The 14,187-nt window shown below is 40.6% G+C and carries 14 protein-coding genes; 10 read left to right on the top strand and 4 right to left on the bottom strand.

All coding sequences use genetic code 11. From position 1 onward, the window contains the following. Nucleotides 1–45 precede the first annotated feature (45 nt). Nucleotides 46–1,203: a carboxynorspermidine decarboxylase gene (gene nspC / locus X939_RS0101750; protein ID WP_025761543.1), complete on the bottom strand. Its 1,158-nt coding sequence runs from the start codon at nt 1,201–1,203 to the stop codon at nt 46–48. 128 nt (nt 1,204–1,331) lie between these two features. Between nspC and X939_RS0101745 the strand changes: the two genes are divergently transcribed. The 3 genes from X939_RS0101745 (at nt 1,332) to X939_RS0101735 (ending at nt 3,474) form a co-directional block, all read left to right on the top strand. Continuing rightward, nucleotides 1,332–1,922, top strand: coding sequence for a 3'-5' exonuclease (locus X939_RS0101745; RefSeq protein ID WP_025761541.1), 591 nt, complete (start codon nt 1,332–1,334; stop codon nt 1,920–1,922). Next, entirely contained in the window at nt 1,915–2,799 is an 885-nt protein-coding gene (locus X939_RS0101740) for a bestrophin family protein (RefSeq protein ID WP_025761540.1), read from the top strand. The genes X939_RS0101745 and X939_RS0101740 overlap by 8 nt, the downstream gene beginning before the upstream one ends. A gap of 258 nt (nt 2,800–3,057) precedes the next feature. Continuing rightward, nucleotides 3,058–3,474 carry a hypothetical protein gene (locus tag X939_RS0101735; protein ID WP_025761539.1) on the top strand — a complete coding sequence of 139 codons (417 nt, stop codon included), beginning with the start codon at nt 3,058–3,060 and terminating at the stop codon, nt 3,472–3,474. A 62-nt stretch (nt 3,475–3,536) separates the two neighbouring features. Here the strand turns inward: X939_RS0101735 and X939_RS0101730 are convergent, their stop codons facing one another. Then, on the bottom strand, nt 3,537–4,142 hold the full coding sequence (locus tag X939_RS0101730) for a DUF6134 family protein (RefSeq protein ID WP_025761538.1): 606 nt from the start codon (nt 4,140–4,142) through the stop codon (nt 3,537–3,539). A gap of 449 nt (nt 4,143–4,591) precedes the next feature. Between X939_RS0101730 and X939_RS0101725 the strand changes: the two genes are divergently transcribed. Then, complete coding sequence (locus tag X939_RS0101725) at nt 4,592–5,752, top strand: MFS transporter (protein WP_025761537.1); 1,161 nt, start codon at nt 4,592–4,594, stop codon at nt 5,750–5,752. Nucleotides 5,753–5,865: 113 nt separating this feature from the next. Here the strand turns inward: X939_RS0101725 and X939_RS0101720 are convergent, their stop codons facing one another. Further along, on the bottom strand, nt 5,866–6,798 hold the full coding sequence (locus X939_RS0101720) for a sugar phosphate isomerase/epimerase family protein (protein ID WP_025761536.1): 933 nt from the start codon (nt 6,796–6,798) through the stop codon (nt 5,866–5,868). 319 nt (nt 6,799–7,117) lie between these two features. On the opposite strand from X939_RS0101720, the gene X939_RS0101715 reads away from it, so the two are divergent. The 6 genes from X939_RS0101715 to X939_RS0101690 all read left to right on the top strand — a co-directional run bounded on the left by X939_RS0101715 (nt 7,118) and on the right by X939_RS0101690 (nt 13,250). After that, the gene (locus X939_RS0101715) at nt 7,118–8,620 is read left to right on the top strand and encodes an Eco57I restriction-modification methylase domain-containing protein (RefSeq protein ID WP_131694681.1); all 1,503 of its coding nucleotides are present in this window, start codon (nt 7,118–7,120) and stop codon (nt 8,618–8,620) included. A gap of 8 nt (nt 8,621–8,628) precedes the next feature. Further along, nucleotides 8,629–9,909, top strand: a complete 1,281-nt coding sequence (locus X939_RS0101710) for an MFS transporter (protein WP_131694682.1) — start codon at nt 8,629–8,631, stop codon at nt 9,907–9,909. A gap of 214 nt (nt 9,910–10,123) precedes the next feature. Further along, complete coding sequence (locus X939_RS0101705; RefSeq protein ID WP_025761533.1) at nt 10,124–10,888, top strand: ParA family protein; 765 nt, start codon at nt 10,124–10,126, stop codon at nt 10,886–10,888. A 4-nt stretch (nt 10,889–10,892) separates the two neighbouring features. Next, the gene (locus X939_RS0101700) at nt 10,893–11,192 is read left to right on the top strand and encodes a hypothetical protein (protein WP_025761532.1); all 300 of its coding nucleotides are present in this window, start codon (nt 10,893–10,895) and stop codon (nt 11,190–11,192) included. A 476-nt stretch (nt 11,193–11,668) separates the two neighbouring features. After that, entirely contained in the window at nt 11,669–12,502 is an 834-nt protein-coding gene (locus X939_RS0101695; RefSeq protein WP_198034349.1) for a 5'-methylthioadenosine/adenosylhomocysteine nucleosidase, read from the top strand. 49 nt (nt 12,503–12,551) lie between these two features. Further along, complete coding sequence (locus X939_RS0101690; protein WP_025761530.1) at nt 12,552–13,250, top strand: 3-keto-disaccharide hydrolase; 699 nt, start codon at nt 12,552–12,554, stop codon at nt 13,248–13,250. A 7-nt stretch (nt 13,251–13,257) separates the two neighbouring features. Here the strand turns inward: X939_RS0101690 and X939_RS0101685 are convergent, their stop codons facing one another. After that, a complete protein-coding gene (locus X939_RS0101685) occupies nt 13,258–14,181 on the bottom strand; it encodes a sugar phosphate isomerase/epimerase family protein (RefSeq protein ID WP_025761529.1) in 924 nt (307 codons plus the stop codon). Between the last annotated feature and the right edge of the window lie 6 nt (nt 14,182–14,187).

The following is a 14,187-nucleotide window of genomic DNA, read 5'->3' as shown; positions in this document are numbered from 1 at the left end:
ACAGGGGAGCGGTTGCCCACTCTCACTGTCTGGATAAATGATTATTTAAGACAAACGATCTTTGAAAGATTCATAACCAAAGGATCGGATGAGTTCAAATTGATTTTCCTTAGTCCACATACCGATAGACGGAAGATTCACACCATTGAATGTTGTAGTCTTCACCATGGTATAATGCATCATATCCTCAAAGACGATCTGATCTCCTTCTTTCAAGGGATGATCGAAGGAATAATCACCAATAAAATCTCCCGCTAGGCAGGTCATCCCCCCCATTCTATATACCTCTTTCCCTACTACAGCTTCCTGGTAGGCATTTTTAATATAAGGTTTATATGGCATTTCAAGGGTATCGGGCATGTGGGCAGCAAACGAGGTGTCCAAAATGGCGACCTGTATTCCTTGACTGTCCATAACATCCAGAACTGTTGTCAATAGGTCTCCGGTACGCCAGGCAATAGCGGATCCGGGCTCAAGAATGACCTCCAAATCATATTTCTGGCGAATGGCTTTTACTAAAGTGATTAACTTATCAATATCATAACCATCTCTTGTCATCAGATGCCCTCCTCCCATATTCAGCCACTTGGCCTGATATAACAAATCTCCAAAGCGATCTTCCACCGCTTCAAGAGTACGTTCCAGGGTATCGGATCCATTTTCACAAAGTGTATGAAAATGTAGGCCCTCTATCCCCTCTGGAAGACTATCCGGTAGTTTATCCCTTGTCACACCTAAGCGTGAGCCGGGAACACAGGGATTATACATATCGGTGCTCACCTCTGAATATTGTGGATTAATACGTATTCCAAACGACAAGGAATGATCCGGATTAACTTCCCTGAATTGTGTTATAGCCTCTTTAAACTTCTCGTATTGACTTAAAGAATTAAAGGTGATATGACTGCTACGTCTTAGCACTTCCTCAAACTCTTCAGGCAAATAGGCTGGCATATAGGTATGCGCTGGCCTTTCCATAAACTCATTGATCAACTTAATCTCATTCAAAGAACTTGCGGTGGCTCCGGAAAGGTATTCATTAACTATAGGAAAAACCGAATACATAGAAAACCCCTTCAGGGCCAATATAATTTTACAGCCTGCCGACTTTTGTACAGTATCTATCAATTGAAGGTTACTACGTAAAAGAGATTCCTGTAATACAAAGCACGGTGAGGGTATGTTATGATAATCTATAGCCATATCGGAAGATGAATAATCGAAATTAAAAATGTATAAAAATGGATTGTTTTCTATTTTTGCCAACAAAAATAAGCATAGACCGTGCCAATTGTCTATATTTTTAATTCAAAACCCTTAAATTAATCTCCATGGCATTTTTAGTTCTCGACATTGAAATGACCGGACCGGAACCCGGCTGGAACGAAATAATCCAATTAGGCGCAGAGCTTTTCGATGATAATTGGAATCCGTTGGGTACTTACTTAACGAATGTATACCCAGAAAATGAAGAATCCTTTTCAAGTAGGTCCGAAAAAATTCATGGGCTTTCATTAGAAGATCTGGAAGATGCCCCTATGATTTATGATGTCATTCCAGAATTTGAAGACTGGCTAAAAAAACATAACGGAGGAAAGCCTAACCTTTCCAATATCGTAATCTGCGGACAGAGCGTAATTAATGATATTAACTTTCTTCGTTATGCCTATAAGCAGGAGAAGATGCGTTGGCCTTTTTCCAATAAACTTATTGATTTACATACCGTTTCCTATTTGTTTTTTCAAATTTTGGAAAAGAATGGAAAATCTGTCCCCCGCTCTTTAAGCTTAGGTTCAGTAGCATCCTATTTCGGTTTTGAAAGAGAAGGAGACCAACATAATGCCTTAGAAGATGCCCAGTTAACTGCTCTTTGTTTCAAGGCCTTTTTCAAACTCACTGACCGACTAAAATTCAATGATTGATTATAACCCCAAGGATTGGTTCAAATACATTTTCTATTATAAAAGGGCGGATACTCTAAGAATACTTACACCCTTCATCATTAGTATTGGGTTTTATTCGGCCCTTATCGCTTATTTCATTTTAGAATACTTGAATTTAAAAGATACTAGTGACTTAAAAAATGTATCCTCCATGCACAGTCTTCTAGGCTTTGTAATTTCTATGCTATTGGTATTTAGAACCAATACCGCGTATGACCGTTGGTGGGAAGGTCGCAAACAATGGGGCGGGCTAATGAATATCAGCCGGAATTTGTCCCTAAAACTCAACGCATTTTTACCAGCAGAAGACCATGAAATTCGATCCTACTTTCGAGCTATGATTCCTAATTATGCTTTTGCCTTGAAGAATCATCTAAGAGGACAATTCAAAGAGGAAGAGTTTACCCCTGTAGCCAGTTTTCAACGTTCTTCACTTATCTCTTCCGAACATATACCTAATCAAATTGCGAACGACCTGTTTACCAACATCTACAAGTTACAAAAATCAGGGGTTATATTACCCGAGCATATGCTCGTCCTGAATCAGGAATTGGAATCTTTTACCAATATTTGTGGAGCATGTGAGAGAATCAAGAACACCCCCATCCCCCTTTCATACAGTTCCTTTATTAAGAAGTTTATATTTCTTTACTGTGTAACCCTGCCTATTGGATATGTTTTTAGTTTGCATTGGTGGGTTGTTCCATTTGTGATGTTCATCTTTTATATTCTGGCGAGCTTAGAGGTAATCGCAGAAGAAATTGAGGATCCCTTTGGAGAAGATGCCAACGACCTTCCGGTACAACGAATTTGCCAAGGAGCAAAAAAATCTACACTTGAACTCATAAAATTGTAAAATTTTAAATTTTATTACAAATGCTGTTTGCAGGCTCTTTTCCGGTATTTTTTCAGGAATTCAAAAGATTAGGTTTAAATATCAACCTAATCACCTAAGAAAATCTAGAAATGAGTGAAACTGGTATAAAATAATAGGCTCTCAAGTTCTATTTTAACCGTTTTTGCTAAAATATAGCAGAGTGGAATTGGAATAATTTTTTTTGTTTATTGCATACATGCCGCAAGGCCATCAGCAATGATTAAATAAATAGAGACTATGAGAAAAATAACATCCCTAGCAGCGACTATGATGGTCGTGTATATCTATATTACGCCAAATGCTTCAAGCCAAAATATAGTGGATCCTGGCATTTCCACACATAATTACAAGCATCCAAACAAGGCTCTTAAGGCTAAAATAGCAGAAGAGAAGAAGGTTGAAGTTCCCACTTTCAACCATATAGAACGTTCTGCCAATATGCATCGGAAAGCCAATTCCATCATCACACCGAAATATGCCTCTAAACCGAAGGCGTTGCTGGTTTTCCGTTCCTATGAACCAGAGGGATTTAAACTCAACCCCTTAATGTCTGAGCGTCACTATAAAAGTCCTCAATTGCCTGAGCCATCGGTAAAATATAGAGTGGCGGATACGGTGTCGCCTAAAGAAATAGAGTATCCTAATATTGATTAATTCTTAACGGGGCATAAAAAAGGGGAAACAAAATCTTGTTTCCCCTTTTTTATGATCATCAATTACTGCCTAACAATTCGTAGTCTAAATCCTGCCAATTCTGTTTGCATCTCAAAAAAACGTCCATCCCGATAAGAATAAACATTCTGCTTGCCATCTGGCATCTGCACTTTATAATCCTGGAGAGACAACTTACTTACAGCACAGAATTGCCCAAACCGTTCTGAATAAACCGATCGAATTCCTTTCGGCTCCTTATAAAACAAGGTTGTAAGCGTCGCATGAATGGGTTCTGTGATATTCTGTATGGCCTTAGACTGTCCAGCCTCATCGTTAAACCGGACTTCATAGAGCTGAGATGTTTTATATTTAGTGTTGGTCCGCTCTTTGGTATTCCCATTTAGACTATGCACAAAGTCTGCCTGCACCAATTTTCCGTTAGAATATATACTGGTGTTAGAAAATCTGCCATTTTGAAATAACATTTTGAATTCAGATTCTACCTTAAAGACTTTAACCGATTTGGCACTGTCTTGGGGATATACCTTCAAGGCGCCTACTTTTTTACCCCCCACAACCAACGCATATTCCTGATATTGCCCTGAACAGAAATTAAAGGGCGAAATAAATAAGATTAAAAATAATATGACTCCTTGATATATAATCATAAACAAATCTAGATTTTAATTGGGTAAGCTTCCTCTTGTTCACTCCCTAGACAACTTAATTCCTTCTCCCCACTATGTGACTCCCTTACATCCCTGAATATTGCGGAAAATTGCGCTCCGATATCAAGAACACGTCAATACCTAAAAATTCAATACCAAAGGTTCTTCCCATCCAAAATGCAACAAGCAAGTTAACTATTAACCACCATTTTAAAGTTCGTATATTCTTAAAAAAAGCAAACAAAATTCAATTTATACAATTAGTACAATAACTACTTTTTTATATTATTAAAAAAGTACAACTTTAGTGAATCAATAAATCTTAAAAACGTTTATTTTTGTAAAATGAAGGGCCTATTTGTTATATGCCTATAAAAATCCAGAACATTAAGGAGATGAATTAATAGCAAAATAATGCAATACCAGCTTCTCCAATAAAAATATATACTATGAACATATCCATTCTATCACCTTCACACTCCCGACGTTTTTTACGCTGGGCCGTAGCAGCCTTCTTTTTCGTGCAAGGACTGAGCTTTGCCGCATGGGCCAGCCGTATTCCTGATATTAAAAGGCTCATGCATCTTTCTGAAGGTGGGCTGGGAACGGTCTTACTCGCACTCCCTATAGGATTAATGGCAAGCCTACCCTTATCGGGCTGGATGGTCACTAAATATGGTAGCAGGAAAATGGTTTTTGTAGGCGCTATACTCTATGCTCTGACCCTTACCTGTATTGGTTTCGTTACCCGTGTCGAGCACTTGGTGATTGTGCTTTTTGCCTTTGGTTTATGGGGAAATCTAACCAATATAGCCGTAAATACTCAGGCTGTTGAAGTTGAGCAAGCCTATGGAAAATCTATCATGGCCTCATTTCATGGTCTATGGAGTCTGGCAGGCTTTATCAGCGCTATGATTGGCTCCATTTTTATCTCAAAAGGTGTCCCTCCGCATATACATTTTGTTTTTATAGCCATTGCCGCTCTGGCCATTATCTTAATTGCAAACAGACATTCTTTCCCAGATCGCGGCCAGTCCAAAGAAAATGCCGCGCCTTTGTGGGTGAAACCGGATCGAGATCTATTAATACTGGGTTTAATTGGTTTCTGTGCCATGGTTTGTGAAGGGGCTATGTTCGACTGGAGCGGGGTATATTTTCAGGAAGTAGTTGCCGTTCCCACGCAGTGGACTTCACTGGGCTATGTTGCCTTTATGGCCACTATGACGGCCGGGAGATTTACTGGAGACTGGCTAGCTAACCGCATAGGTCGTAAAAAAATCCTCAGGCTAAGTGGTATCCTAATGGGTACTGGTCTAGCCATAGCAATTGCTCTTCCTTTCTTAGAAACAGCTACTTTAGGTTTCCTATTGGTAGGTTTCGGAGTATCATCGGTCGTACCCTTGGTTTACGGAGCCACAGGACGCTCCAAAAGTATGTCATCGGGCATGGCTCTGGCAGCGGTTTCGTCCATTAGCTTTATTGGCTTTCTGATTGGCCCTCCCTTAATAGGAATCGTTGCCCAGTTTTCCAATCTGCGCCTATCTTTCTTGATTGTGGCCCTCTTGGCTTCATGCACAGCGATTTTAGCCTCACGCTCGAAATTAATATAAACCAAGTTATAAATGCAAAAATCCAGGATACCTGTAAACAAGCATCCTGGATTTTTTATACCTCTTCCTTAAGCCAGAGCCTTAGGATAAAGCAATATCTATCCGACCTCCATTCATACAGCCGTATCGCCCAAGAATTGTTTTACGTAATTTCTACTCGTTAAAATGGCGGTTCTAACATCGGCAAGATTGCTTTCGTAGGCTTTATCTTCTACTTCTATGACTACAGGACCCCGATAGCGAACATCGGTAAGGGCGGCAAAGAATGCCCTCCAGTCCACATCACCCATACCCGGTAATTTGGGGGAATGATATTCCAGCGGATTGGCCAAGATACCAACACGATCCAATTGGTCCTTGTAAATCCTGGCATCCTTTAAATGGATATGATGCAAACGATTTTTATAATTATAAATTGGCTTTATCTCATCCATCATCTGCCAAATCATATGAGAAGGGTCATAATTGAGTCCAAAAATTGGACTTGGAATAATTTCAAACATCCGGTCCCAAACTGCCGGACTGATGGCGAGGTTTTTTCCTCCGGGCCATTCGTCATTAGTAAAGAACATGGGACAGTTTTCAATAGCCAATTTGATATTTTCTTCCTCAGCCACCTTTACAATGCCGGGCCATACATCAGCGAAAGTCTTTAGGTTCTCCTGAATATTTTTGGAAGGATCGCGCCCTATGAAAGTTGTCACCACAGGCACCTTTAGTTTTGCTGCGGCACGAATCACTGATTTAAGATGCTCAAGGTAAAATTCTGACCGGACGGGATCTGGGTCCATTATATTTGGATAATACCCCAATGCAGAAATGCCTACCTTAGTCTCATTAAGGGCAAATCGGATTTCCGCCATTCTCTTGTTATTCAATGCATTTACATCAATATGTGAGACCCCTGCATATCTCCGTGTATCGGTATTCTCGGCCGGCCAGCACATGACCTCTACACAGGAAAAACCGTGATTACCGGCAAATTGCAATACATGTTCCAAGCCAAATCCGGCTAAAATAGCACTATTGAATCCTAATTTTAACATTATCAAGGTATTTAGGTTATTTAATGATTCATACGTCGGATGAGGATCGCTGCGATCATTATTTGAGTAGCAGCTAATTTAGAAGTATATTTGGAAAGAAAAAAGGACATCATAAGCACAAAAGTAAAGAGATAACGAAGACTTGAATTATTCTAGCACCAGGAAAGCAGATAATAAAAATCGATTACATTATCTTTCATAATTCGAGATCTAATGCCTCAAATATTACAAATCATCTACTGTCTTACGGAAACAACCATCCTTTCCTTAGCCGTATTTTCATTGCTAGACATCCAGTTATTCCCTTAAAACCACTAGATTGCTCGAGTATTCTATGCCCTCTGACTCGCAACCATTACCAGCTTCCAAACGCCTTGGCAAGGTATACACCCCCGATCATATAGTTGAAAAAATGTTAATGGAATCGGGTGTATACTGGGCTTCTGAAAATAGCTTAATTCTGGATATGGCCTGTGGAGACGGAAGATTTCTTATTCCCATCATTAAAAATATTCTGTATAATTACCCCGAGGAAAATAAAGAAAAGGCGCTCATGAACATTTATGGCTGGGATACGGATGCACAGGCAATAAATGAATGTAGAAATAAACTAAACCAATTACTTGAACCCTACCCCTTTCAAATTGACTGGAATCTTAGATGCTGTGACGCCTTACGCAATAATGAACCGCAACAGCATTATGACTTCATATTCAGTAACCCTCCTTATATCCGACAACAGAACCTTGCACCTGAATATCGGAGCTTTTTGCTCCAGAGTTATGTAACTTGTAGCTTTGGCTCCTCCGATATTTACCTGGCCTTCTTCGAACAAGCGTACCATCTATTAAGCGATACAGGTATTTGTGTCATCATTACGCCTAATTCGTACCTTACCACTTCGGCCGCTCAGCATTTACGGGATCATATTCGTACCACCCGATCTATGGTAAAAATAATTAATTATGAAGCTCAGCGCCTGTTTGGATCTGTAGGCACCTATTCAGCGATAAGCATCTTTAGAAACCAGCAGCAAAATTCCATAAGATACGAAGTCTGCGATAGTAATTTCCGATACAGGGAAACAAACATTCCTTATGAGTATCTTGAAATCGGAAAAGCATGGAATATGGGGCTCACCTCCTCGCCTGGGGCTATAGGAATCCGCCTTGGGGATATTTGTGAAATATCGGTTGGTATTACCACTTTGTCCGACCATTTGTATATCGTCAGACTTATCGAACAGGCCGCACATTTGGCTATGATAGAAACGCGACAAGGGCATCGCGTAGCTATTGAATCGACGCTCCTACGCCCTATCATTAAAGGCTCCAAACTTAAATGTTCAGATGACCCTATTACGGAGTACATTATTTTTCCTTATCAAAAGAATAGTAAAGGGAAAAATAAAATCATCCCTGAATCGGTTCTGAAAGAGCGTTTCCCTTTTGCTTATCGATATTTATGTAGTATCAAGGCGGATTTAAGCCTAAGAGATAAAGGAACACCCAATGCTGTAGCCTGGTACGCTTTCGGTCGTGGACAAGCTTTGGATCATTCCTTTGGCAAAAAAATCATTTTTTCCCCTATTAATAAGGAGCCAAATTTTGTTTTATATGAAAACCCTGATTGCACCCTTTATTCTGGTTACTTTATTAAAACCTGTATTGACTACGAGGCACTTTTAACACAATTAAATTCCCCCAGAATGAAGCGATATATTCAGCAGGTTGGCAGGGATTTTCTGGGTGGCTATAAGGGATATAACAAGAAAATTATTTCAGATTTTATTTTAGACAAAGACTTTTCAGTTCCCAGTTGAGCATGCATATGAAAGAAAATAACGAAGGTGGCTTCAACCGCTACCAAATATTTGTAGTAGCTATTTTAGCCTTCTTACAATTTACCATTGTTCTGGACTTTATGGTCCTTTCGCCACTGGGCGCCATTCTCTTATCCGAGCTTTCTATTTCCACTTCACAATTTGGCCTTGTCGTTTCAGCCTACGCTTTTAGCGCAGGGGCTTCAGGAATTCTTTCGGCAGGGTATGCCGACAAATACGATCGAAAAAAATTACTCCTCTTCTTTTATGTTGGTTTCATCATGGGAACCTTTTTATGCTCCATTGCTCCAGGATACACTTTTTTACTTTGGGCTCGTATCCTTACGGGACTATTCGGCGGGGTTATCGGATCCATTAGCTTTGCAATTGTCACCGACTTGTTTCCATTAGAAAAAAGAGGAAGAGTAATGGGATTTGTGCAAATGGCCTTTGGACTCAGCCAGGTACTTGGTATACCAGTCGGTCTTTATCTGGCCACACACTGGGACTGGCATACCCCGTTTCAAATGATTGTAATTGTAAGCATCATTATCGGTATCGTCATTTTCACTAAACTCCGTCCAATAGACGATCACCTTCGGAACCCGAAGCCCGGAAATGCATTTCAGCACCTCTTAGGTATTGTCACAAACCGGTTCTATTTAAAGGGTTTCGCTGCCACTACCTTGCTGGCCACAGGCGGATTTATGTTAATGCCCTTTGGAAGTGCCTATGGTGTTCAAAACCTGGGTATCTCTCTAGAAAAACTACCCCTCCTGTATATGGTCACCGGACTTTGTATGCTCATTTTTAGTCCATTGATAGGAACATTAAGTGACAAAACCGGTAAATATCCGATGTTTGTCATCGGATCCATTATAACGAGTGTAATGACCCTGATTTACTGTAACCTGTCAATTACTCCTCTATGGATTATTATGATCCTGAATGTCCTATTATTCGTGGGTATATCGGGACGTATGATTGCTGCATCTGCGCTGATGACAGCGATTCCAAGTGTTCAGGATCGCGGAGGCTTTATGGGGATTAACGCTTCAGTGCAACAGATCGCCGGCGGTATAGCTTCTCTAATAGCTGGATTTATAGTCAGCGAAGGTGAGGATGGGAAAATTCAAAACTATCCAACATTGGGATTTGTGGTGGTTATAGCTGTGGTAATTACGATATTTTTAATGAGGGTTATTCATCAAAATCTAAAATCCAGGAACCACGAAGACCATCCACACATACCTTCCACTCAATTGCCCTTAAATCCAAAACCGGACTAAACTTTAAAATATCCTCATAATGAGCTATTTACACTAACCATGTTAAAATAATGCTTGTATACTTTTATTATTAATAAAAAGAATATTACTTTTAGGCCTAATTTAAACTTTTAAGACTTTTCATTTAAATAGATAAGTTCTATAAATATTTTATGTTTATTTACATGCCCATAGCAAGTAAACTCCAAACATTTTATATCTATATTACTTTTAAATGAAGATCCTGAGTATTGTTAACAACAAAGGGGGCGTAGGAAAAACCACCTCCGCTCAAAGTATAGCCGCTGGACTTTCCCAGTTTGCTAATGCTCGCGTATTGGTAATAGATCTGGATGCCCAGGCTAGCTTAACCAAAAGTTTCGGCATCACCCATGCCGGACTCAAGAAAGACAGTGGATCGTTTATAACGGGGGAGCACGAGTTCGAGGAGATCGTTCAGCATGTGGGGGGTATTGATATACTTCCGGGATCGGCAGAAATGATTCATAGAGAAGACACCATCAAGTCGGCGCCGATTTTCCCTTTCAACCTTAAAATTGCGCTGGAAAAGGTGAAGGATCAATACGATTTTGTGGTCATCGATTGTCCACCCGCTTTGTACGGCAACACCAGACTGGCCTTGGTTTCATGTCACCAGTATTACGTTCCCCTGCAAGCCGAATTCCTTAGCTATGAAGGACTTCGTAATTTCCTGGTTTATTCGGCAGAAATTAAAAAGATCAGTCCGGGTACTAATCTTGGCGGTGTATTTGCTACCCGTTATAATCCGAAAATAAGGAAAAAGATAAGTCATGAACTTATTGCGGCTACCAAGGAGCAACTTGGGGACGTATTTATGGAGTCGTACATCCGTGATAACATAGCCTTATCTGAGGCGCAAGCCAGCGGCCAAACAATATTTGAATACGCCCCTAACAGTAAGGGGGCAGAAGATTATTACAAATTAACTAAAGAGATTTTAGAAAGAATAAACAACTGACACTATGGCTAAAGAAAGGAAATTTGATTTTGCTCCGCTACCTTTGATTGTTGATACTGAGGAAGTGTCCGAAACCAATGAGCCCACTCAGCCTGCCTCAGAAGGGCCTTCTACGAAAGTAACCTTCGAATGCGAATTCTCCCTCATGGAAAACATGAAAGATTATGGGTATTGGGAAGGACTGACCCAGAAAGATATTATTCTGGAATCCTTAAAATTATATTTTGCCGACAAAGAAATACGTCCAAGACCAGACAAGATTAAACAACGACCAAAAGTTGGAAGAAAACCAAAGTCTTCCTGAAAAATGCTAAACAGCCATCGTAATAATTTTCGATCCCTGAGAGCTTAATTTATTACGATGGTCTCCCTATAATAATTCTGCTGATCATCCAAGCAAAAATGCATCTGGCTTGCATCACCTCCCCTCCAAACCTTTCCGTATACCGAAATTATAATCCACGGGCTACACCTGACGTTTTGGTTAACTATCTGATGTTCTGATTTTTTCGAATTCCCTACTTACGCCCTTTACATTTCCCACCAAGTCCAGAATAAATACCCGTAGGGCACTATTTTAAATATTTCGGGCCAGGACTATTATGTAAGTTAAAAAATAGTAACATATTCTATTGATACAATCAGGAATGTATCATAGGAATACGGCCACGTCACCCCTAATAAATAATAACTCCTATCCATGAAAACCCTTAGATTAAGGTAGTATAACTATATTGTAGTAGATTCTTTAGCAGGATCATTTAACTTTGCCCTTCACTAATGTTTAGCAGTGTAATTTATTCATCAAAACAAACAATGCGGCAACGAATCATCGGCATCATGAGTGCTATGCCAGAGGAAATAGAAGGGCTAACAGAATTGATCGAGAATAGAAAATCTACAGTCATCGGTATGAGAACCTATTTTGAAGGATCAATTAATGGGATTCGAGTCGTACTGGTATTTTCCCGCTGGGGAAAGGTTGCAGCAGCAACTACAGCAACAACCCTTCTACACCTCTTTTCGGTTACAGAATTGGTTTTCACAGGGGTCGCAGGGGCGATCCAAGGAAAATTAAATATTGGCGACATCGTGCTGGGAACTCACTTTATTCAGCACGACATGGACGCAAGGCCTTTTATAAAGCGTTATGAATTACCCTTGCTCAATATGAGTTTTATTGCCAGTCCTGAAGATAAAATTGATTTGGCAACGTCTGCTGTTCAAAATCTCTTAGACCAAAATTATCTTCATCAATTATTAGGGGAGAAGGCTTTGGATGAGTTCGGAATCATTCAGCCAAAATTGTTTGCAGGCTTCATAGCCAGCGGGGATAAATTTGTATCGACTGACGCCGAAAGGAATGATTTACTTATGAATCTTCCTGCAATCCTCTGTGTAGAAATGGAGGGTGCAGCCGTGGCTCAAGTCTGTTATGAAAATGGAATCCCATTTATTATTTTCAGGGTAATCTCAGACAAGGCCAATGATAATGCAGAAAATGATTTCACCCAATTTGTAAAGCATGTGGCTAGTAGATATAGTTTTGAGTTTATAGATAATTTATTTAAGATCTTATCTACTGAGAACAGTTTGGAAACCTCCAACGGTTAGCCTATTAATTATAGACGCCAAGTCAAAAATTATTCAACCTATGCTTCGTATGCAGCCCAAGGCTACTCTAATCATATTATTATTCTTTTCGGGATTCGGTAATGAAATCTGGGCACAAGGGAGTAAAGTATCCTTATTCAATGGAAAAAATCTGGCTGGCTGGCACTGGGATGTTCCAGCACTGGACAGCAACAAAACGGAAAGGATTCCTTTTATGGTTAGAGCTGGCAAACTAGTAAGTCTGGGTACTCCTGGGGGTCATCTCATTACAGATAAGAAGTATAAAAATTTCCGTCTTAGTTTTCGTTATCGTTTTACTGACAAGCCAGGTAACTGTGGCATATTGGTCTTCGTATCTACGCCCAGATCGCTCTATCGTATGTTTCCACGCTCCATTGAGATTCAGATGATGCATGAAAATGCCGGGGATTTCTGGTGCATTCAGGAAGATATAACCGTCCCGGATATGGAGAACCGCCGAGGCCCCAGAAATACATGGGGAGTTAGTGAAGGAAAAGCCAGACGCATTCCTAATCTGACCGAAGGAACTGAAAAACCTTTGGGAGAGTGGAATAACTATCAGATTGAGTGCTATCAGAATAGTATTAAAGTATGGCTAAATGGTGTCCTGGTGAACTACGGCTTCAATGCCACGGCTTCGGATGGGCAAATAGCCTTACAGAGCGAAGGCGCTGAAGTAGAATTCGAAAATATCTCCTTAGAGTATATCCAGCGCTTGTCTGAATAACTGAAGTTTATCCAAAATCACATTTTGCTACTACCTCTTTCATTTTAGAAAGCCCTGTTCTGGCTACTAATAATGCATCCTGTGCATAGTAGTTCTTATTAAATACTTCGAAGGACAATACCACAGGATTTTCCTTTCTATATAAAGTTTGAAGAAGTTGTGGTAATGGTGCAATTCCATCGCCGGCATAAAGCCTATGCTCGTCCTTGATATCCGCCGCTATGGGATCACGAGGATAATCATTCATATGAAAAATTTCTATGAGGGATGGCCCTACATTGAGCACACTATCCAGGCCAGACCCACCCTTATGTAGGTGGTAGACATCCATTAGTAAACGAGCATCTCTATGGGCAGTTTCCGTCGCTACATACAGAATCTCACTTACCCGGCTCAGATTTTTGGCAAAACCCCATAATTCCAGATGGGGCACAACGCCCGTTTGATCGCCTAGCTCAAGAATGGCCCTATACCTGGCAGCGACTTCAGCAAGATCCAGCAGATTGCCGTCTACCGCACCTGCAGGAGGTGCAGCGACCCTGTGACAGCCTATTTCCGCAAGCTGATCCATTTCTCTTTTTAACTGATCCACTCCCTTTTTTCTGACAGTCACATCATCGACGATCCAATTGGCGAAGCCAATTGCATTTTCAACTTTCAACCCCAAATCCGCAATCAGCCGTCTGGTTTCGGCTAAGCTATGGCCTTCCGCAAGGTAGGCCTCTAAAGAACTGATCCAGATTTCCACCGACCCATATCCTGCCTGAGCGGCAACTTCTAATTCTTTTCGAAATCCCAGTTTGTGCCCACGCAGTGTGGACATATTGAGTGAATAGATGAACGGGGAGTTTCGTGTTGGGATCATAGTGGGGAACATGGCGCTACTGCCGGTAACAGCGAGCAATGATCCCATGGCTTGACGGCGATTCATATGGTT

The organism is Dyadobacter tibetensis Y620-1, from assembly GCF_000566685.1.
In the GTDB taxonomy this organism is placed as follows: domain Bacteria; phylum Bacteroidota; class Bacteroidia; order Cytophagales; family Spirosomataceae; genus Dyadobacter; species Dyadobacter tibetensis.
The sequence above is the reverse complement of the archived record's forward strand: the minus strand, read 5'-3'. Positions and strand labels throughout refer to the sequence as shown.

Coding starts and splice junctions, on each gene's coding strand:
- nspC (WP_025761543.1), bottom strand. CDS start 1,203: ATGGCTATAGATTATCATAACATACCCTCACCGTGCTTTGTATTACAG.
- X939_RS0101745 (WP_025761541.1), top strand. CDS start 1,332: ATGGCATTTTTAGTTCTCGACATTGAAATGACCGGACCGGAACCCGGC.
- X939_RS0101740 (WP_025761540.1), top strand. CDS start 1,915: ATGATTGATTATAACCCCAAGGATTGGTTCAAATACATTTTCTATTAT.
- X939_RS0101735 (WP_025761539.1), top strand. CDS start 3,058: ATGAGAAAAATAACATCCCTAGCAGCGACTATGATGGTCGTGTATATC.
- X939_RS0101730 (WP_025761538.1), bottom strand. CDS start 4,142: ATGATTATATATCAAGGAGTCATATTATTTTTAATCTTATTTATTTCG.
- X939_RS0101725 (WP_025761537.1), top strand. CDS start 4,592: ATGAACATATCCATTCTATCACCTTCACACTCCCGACGTTTTTTACGC.
- X939_RS0101720 (WP_025761536.1), bottom strand. CDS start 6,798: ATGTTAAAATTAGGATTCAATAGTGCTATTTTAGCCGGATTTGGCTTG.
- X939_RS0101710 (WP_131694682.1), top strand. CDS start 8,629: ATGAAAGAAAATAACGAAGGTGGCTTCAACCGCTACCAAATATTTGTA.
- X939_RS0101705 (WP_025761533.1), top strand. CDS start 10,124: ATGAAGATCCTGAGTATTGTTAACAACAAAGGGGGCGTAGGAAAAACC.
- X939_RS0101700 (WP_025761532.1), top strand. CDS start 10,893: ATGGCTAAAGAAAGGAAATTTGATTTTGCTCCGCTACCTTTGATTGTT.
- X939_RS0101695 (WP_198034349.1), top strand. CDS start 11,669: ATGTTTAGCAGTGTAATTTATTCATCAAAACAAACAATGCGGCAACGA.
- X939_RS0101690 (WP_025761530.1), top strand. CDS start 12,552: ATGCAGCCCAAGGCTACTCTAATCATATTATTATTCTTTTCGGGATTC.
- X939_RS0101685 (WP_025761529.1), bottom strand. CDS start 14,181: ATGAATCGCCGTCAAGCCATGGGATCATTGCTCGCTGTTACCGGCAGT.